The sequence below is a fragment of the Azospirillum sp. UFLA03-27 genome (assembly GCF_059803775.1).
Window position 1 is genome coordinate 1 of the sequence record NZ_JAUQTX010000354.1, and the last position, 5,088, is coordinate 5,088.

The following is a 5,088-nucleotide window of genomic DNA, read 5'->3' on the forward strand; positions in this document are numbered from 1 at the left end:
CGCCGCGCCAGCCGAGCCGGTCGCCCATCACGGCGACGAACAGGCCGCTCGACGCGATGCCGAGGCCGACGCCGGTGTAGAGCCAGCCGGTCCAGGACTCCCGCCCGGCGCGGGCCAGCGCGTCCAGCGTCATGGCAATGCCCAGGATGAACAGGCCGGCGCTGGCCAGCCCGGAGACGAAGCGCAGCACGGCCCAGGCCGCCATGCCCTCGGTGAAGCCCATGCCGGCGGTGGAGGTGACGCTGGCGATCAGCGCGGTGCGGAAGACGGCGGTGCGCGCCGCGCCCTGCGGCACCAGCCCGACGCCCAGCGCCCCCAGGAAGTAGCCGAGATAATTCAGCGAGGCGAGCAGCCCCGCGGCGTCGGTGCCCAGCCCGGTCGCCGCCTGCATCGCCGGCAGAATCGGCGTGAAGGCGAAGCGCCCCACCCCCATGGAGATGACCAGCACCAGCACGCCGCCGATCAGCACCCGGACCATGGCTTCCTCCCGCAGGCTCGTTTTTCGTGTGGGTCCATCCTCGCGCGACGGAACCCTCATTTCTAATGATTTGTTTCGATGGTATGCTTCACTGTGAGTGATGGGAGATGTCCGGATCGGGGAGGGTGGCGATGGACCTCGCGGGCCTGCGGGTGGTGAAAGCGGTGGCGGACACCGGCAGCGTCAGCCGGGCGGCGGAGACGCTGAACTGCGTCCAGTCCAACGTGACGGCGCGGCTGAAGCGTCTGGAGGAGGATCTCGGCGTGCCGCTGTTCCTGCGGCTCAGCCGCGGCATGGCGCCGACGCCGGCCGGGCGGGTGCTGGCCGACTACGCCGACCGCGTGCTGCGCCTCGTCGCCCAGGCGCGCGACGCGGTGGCCGACGCGGCGGGGCGGGGCGGGCGGCTGTCCGTGGGTACCATGGAGACCACCGCCGCCGTGCGGCTGCCGCCGATCCTCGCCCGCTTCCACGCGGAGAATCCGGATGTCGATCTGACCATCGTCCCCGGCCCCACCGAAACCATGCTGGGGGAGGTGCTGGCCGGTCGCATCGACGGCGCCTTCGTCTCCGGGGCGGTGGAGCATCCCGAACTGGTCAGCCAGCCCGTCTTCGAGGAGGAGCTGGTGCTGGTCGAACCGGCCAGCGGCATCACCAGCGAGTCCGGGCGGAACACCCTTCTGGCCTTTCGGCGCGGCTGCGCCTACCGCGCGCGGGCCGAGACGGCGATGCGCGAGGCCGGGCGGGTTCCCTACCGCGTGATGGAGTTCGGGGCGCTGGAGGCCATCCTGGGCTGCGTCGGCGCCGGCATGGGCGTCACCGTCCTGCCCCGCGTCGTGGTGGAGCGGGAGCCCTGGCGCGGCCTGTTCACCGCCCGCCCGCTGCCGCCGGAACTGGCTCGTATGCCCACCCGTTTCGTCCGGCGGGTGGATTCCATGGAGACGGTGGCGCTGCGCACCTTCCTGGAGGCGGTCGCGGAGGGGAATATGGAGGGTGGGGCTGCGTCGCTTGCGCCCACACAACCGGCGGGGTTGATCCCGTCTCAGGCGGCGTGCTAGGCAAGCGCCGCGGTCGGCGCCATGGTTCTTTCATGACCTCGACCGCACCCACGCGCGAGCACGTCAGTCGAAGCGTCCATCGAAGCGACTCGAACCCCGGCGCGTGAACACCGCCGGAACTGGCGAGAACAGCGGAGAACGAATCATGCCCTACGTCGTGACGGAAGACTGCATCAAGTGCAAGTACACCGATTGCGTCGAGGTCTGCCCCGTGGACTGCTTCTACGAGGGCGAGAACATGCTGGTCATCCACCCGGATGAATGCATCGACTGCGGCGTGTGCGAGCCGGAATGCCCGGCCGAGGCCATCGTGCCGGACACTGACGGCCGTGCGGAGAAGTGGATGGAGCTGAACCGCGACTACGCGGCGCAGTGGCCCAACCTGACCCGCAAGAAGGACGCGCTGCCCGACGCCGACGCCATGAAGGGCGTGGACGGCAAGTTCGACAAGTTCTTCTCCCCGAAGGCCGGCGGCTAAGCGGAGTCGGGACTATTGCGGCGCATGGCATTCTTTTGCCGCCATGCAAAAACGACAGGTCGGCCATCGGCGGGCAACGTCAGAATCCGGACGGCTGCCCGCGCGTAGCCTTTGTAACCCGGCCGTAACATCGCTATAATACGCGCCCGGAGCCGGCCTCAGCGTCATTGCCGGATTTCCCATAGACCAAGGGCTCAGTGCAACAGTGCGCGGCGTGGAGGACCCCATCCCCACGGTGTGTCGTTGTCACCGGGCCTTTTTCGCCCCCTCCACCGGGGCGGCAAAATGGCGCGATCGCGAGAAGTGAGAGCCAACCCAAATGTCGAACAAGCTTGACTTCGAGGCCGGTGACTTCGTCGTCTACCCGGCCCATGGCGTCGGTCGGGTCGAGGGAATCGAGACCCACAGCATCGCTGGCATGGATGTTCAGCTCTACGCGATCACGTTCGAAAAAGAGCGCATGACGCTCAAGGTTCCGGTCGGCAAGGCCAAGGCCGCCGGCCTGCGCCGCCTCAGCACGAAGGACCGCATCAAGGTCGCCCTGGAGACGCTGCAGGGCCGTTCGCGCGTCCGCCGCACGATGTGGAGCCGCCGCGCCCAGGAGTATGAGGCCAAGATCAACTCGGGCGACCCGGTGGCCATCGCGGAGGTCGTGCGCGACCTGTACCGCGGCGCCGACCAGTCCGACCAGTCCTACAGCGAGCGCCAGATCTATCAGGCCGCCCTGGAGCGTCTGGCCCGCGAACTGGCCGCCGTCGAGAAGATCGACGAGACCAAGGCCACCGAGCGGCTGGAGCTGGTCCTGAAGAAGGCCGCCTGATTCCGGTCCGAGCCCGTTTCCCGGTTCGGGGGACGGGAACCGGTTCGAGAGTGTGATGTTGACGATGAAGGCGCGGCGCTTTGGCCGCGCCTTTGTCTTAAGTTTTCGTCTTTCGCCGGGCCTGCGCGGCGCCTACACTCCCGCCCCCGGCCTGTTCTGGGCCGGTCCGTGACCGCTGGATGGGGTGAGCGTCTCCGGCATGTCTGAAGCGCAGAAATTCATCGATCTCCGAAACCCGCGGCGCATCTGGGCCGTCGGCTCGATCCACGCGCAGACGGACCATCTCCACGCCGTGCATGAGGTGATCGCGGCGCGCTTCCTGCCCGGCGACCGGCTCGTCTATCTCGGCAACATGGTCGGCTGGGGCGAGCGGGTGCTGGAGACGGTGGACGCCCTGCTGGCCTTCCGCACCTGGCTGCTGAGCTGGCGGGGCATGGAGGCCGGCGACATCGTCTATCTGCGCGGCGCGCAGGAGGAGATGTGGCACAAGCTGCTCCAGCTCCAGTTCGCGCCCGACCCGCAGCAGGTGCTCGATTGGATGACCCGCCACGGGGCGGGGGCCACGCTGGCCGCCTATGGCGGCACGGTGGAGCAGGGCATGGCGGCGGCCCGCGGCGGCACCATGACGCTCGGCCGCTGGACCCAAGGGCTGCGTCAGGCGATGCACGCGCAGCCCGGTCACGAAAATGTGTTCAACACCCTGCGCCGCGCCGCCTACTGCACCGGTCCGGAGAGCGGGGAGGGCGGCGTGCTGTTGGTCAGCGCCGGCGTGGACATTCGCCGCCCGCTGAACCACCAGGGCGACGCCTTCTGGTGGGGCGCGCCCGGTTTCGCCCAGATGTCAGAGCCTTACGGCGGTTTCGCCCGCGTCGTGCGGGGCTACGACCCGGCCCGCAAGGGCGTGGCGGTGACCGACCGCGTGGCGACCCTGGACGGCAATTGCGGGTTGGGTGGGCACCTCGTTTGTGGATGCCTGTCGCCTTCGGGTGAGATCCTGGACCTGTTCCAGGTCTGACCCATCTCCCTTTTTCCTAACCGTCTTACCCATCCCCTCGGCCTCCGCCACCGAATCCCTTCCGGTGCGGATGATCCGAAACGTCTTGTGCTGCGTATGACGTGCAACAGGGCGAGGGGAACGGCTGTTGTCCCAACCGTCGGCAATCCGAGGCGAACCGGCCATGGTGAACCGACGGATCATTGGACCTGAGGGGGCCTGTCCCTTCGGACTCCGCAGCACAGGGCACGAGCAGCCTGAAACGCGGCCGCCCAGACGGGAAGGAAGGGACGTATGGCCTACATCGACGATCCCGAGACTCAGCGCGCGAATCTGAGTTTCATCAAGGCTTCCATGCGTGAGCCTCTGCTGACGCGCGATCACGAATTCGATCTCGCCCGCAAATGGCGCGAGGGCGGTGACGAACGGGCCCTTCACGAACTGGTCCGCGCCTACACCCGGCTGGTGGTGGCGACCGCCGCGCGGTTCCGCAACTACGGCCTGCCCATGGGCGACCTCGTTCAGGAGGGCAATGTCGGGCTGATGCAGGCGGCCAGCCGGTTCGAGCCGGACCGCGAGGTGCGTTTTTCCACCTACGCGGCCTGGTGGATCCGCTCGGCCATGCAGGACTACATCCTGCGCAACTGGTCCATTGTCCGCACCGGCACCACCGCCGCTCAGAAGTCGCTGTTCTTCAACCTGCGCCGCCTGCGCGCCCGCATCGAGAGCATCACCCAGGGCAACAGCGGCGGAGGCAACGGCCTGACCAAGGAAGGGCGGGAGTGGATCGCCGGCGAACTCCAGGTCGACGTGACCGAGGTGGAGGCGATGGAGATGCGGCTGTCCGCCTCCGACCAGTCGCTCAACTCCCCGGTCGCCGACGGCTCCGACGAGGACTGGCAGGACTTCCTGGCCGACCAGCGCCCCTCGCCGGAGGAGGTGGTGATCGGCATGCGCGACAGCCGCACCCGCTCCCAATGGCTGGCCGAGGCGCTGGGCGAACTCAGCCCGCGCGAACGCACCATCATCCAGGAACGCCGCCTGCGCGAGGAGGGCGCCACCCTGGAGCAGCTGGGCCGCGAACTGGGGGTGAGCAAGGAGCGGGTGCGCCAGCTCGAACACCGCGCCCTGCTGAAGCTGCGCCAGTCGATGCTGAAGCGGGTGGAAGGGTTCGGGGATCTGCTGGCGGACGCGTGAGAGGGCTGTTGCCCCCTCCCTAACCCCTGTCTCTTATACACATCTCCGAGCCCACGAGACTATAAC

The 5,088-nt window shown here is 68.3% G+C and carries 6 protein-coding genes; 5 read left to right on the forward strand and 1 reads right to left on the reverse strand.

Going from position 1 to position 5,088, the window contains the following annotated elements; all coding sequences use genetic code 11:
- A partial coding sequence (locus tag Q4I23_RS30325; protein ID WP_498528683.1) for a YbfB/YjiJ family MFS transporter occupies positions 1-478 on the reverse strand: 478 nt, incomplete at its 3' end.
- Between the two features lie 131 nt (positions 479-609).
- On the opposite strand from Q4I23_RS30325, the gene Q4I23_RS30330 reads away from it, so the two are divergent.
- The 5 genes from Q4I23_RS30330 (at position 610) to Q4I23_RS30350 (ending at position 5,022) form a co-directional block, all read left to right on the forward strand.
- Complete coding sequence (locus Q4I23_RS30330) at positions 610-1,533, forward strand: LysR family transcriptional regulator (protein WP_237904693.1); 924 nt, start codon at positions 610-612, stop codon at positions 1,531-1,533.
- Between the two features lie 145 nt (positions 1,534-1,678).
- On the forward strand, positions 1,679-2,011 hold the full coding sequence (gene fdxA, locus Q4I23_RS30335) for a ferredoxin FdxA (RefSeq protein WP_014238741.1): 333 nt from the start codon (positions 1,679-1,681) through the stop codon (positions 2,009-2,011).
- A gap of 319 nt (positions 2,012-2,330) precedes the next feature.
- Positions 2,331-2,831, forward strand: a complete 501-nt coding sequence (locus tag Q4I23_RS30340) for a CarD family transcriptional regulator (protein ID WP_014238739.1) — start codon at positions 2,331-2,333, stop codon at positions 2,829-2,831.
- Positions 2,832-3,030: 199 nt separating this feature from the next.
- Positions 3,031-3,846, forward strand: a complete 816-nt coding sequence (locus Q4I23_RS30345; RefSeq protein ID WP_014238738.1) for a hypothetical protein — start codon at positions 3,031-3,033, stop codon at positions 3,844-3,846.
- Positions 3,847-4,119: 273 nt separating this feature from the next.
- On the forward strand, positions 4,120-5,022 hold the full coding sequence (locus Q4I23_RS30350; protein ID WP_145675807.1) for an RNA polymerase factor sigma-32: 903 nt from the start codon (positions 4,120-4,122) through the stop codon (positions 5,020-5,022).
- Positions 5,023-5,088: the final 66 nt, after the last annotated feature.

Excerpts from the sequence above, each read along its gene's own strand:
- Q4I23_RS30330 (WP_237904693.1), top strand. The coding sequence starts at position 610 with ATGGACCTCGCGGGCCTGCGGGTGGTGAAAGCGGTGGCGGACACCGGC.
- fdxA (WP_014238741.1), top strand. The coding sequence starts at position 1,679 with ATGCCCTACGTCGTGACGGAAGACTGCATCAAGTGCAAGTACACCGAT.
- Q4I23_RS30340 (WP_014238739.1), top strand. The coding sequence starts at position 2,331 with ATGTCGAACAAGCTTGACTTCGAGGCCGGTGACTTCGTCGTCTACCCG.
- Q4I23_RS30345 (WP_014238738.1), top strand. The coding sequence starts at position 3,031 with ATGTCTGAAGCGCAGAAATTCATCGATCTCCGAAACCCGCGGCGCATC.
- Q4I23_RS30350 (WP_145675807.1), top strand. The coding sequence starts at position 4,120 with ATGGCCTACATCGACGATCCCGAGACTCAGCGCGCGAATCTGAGTTTC.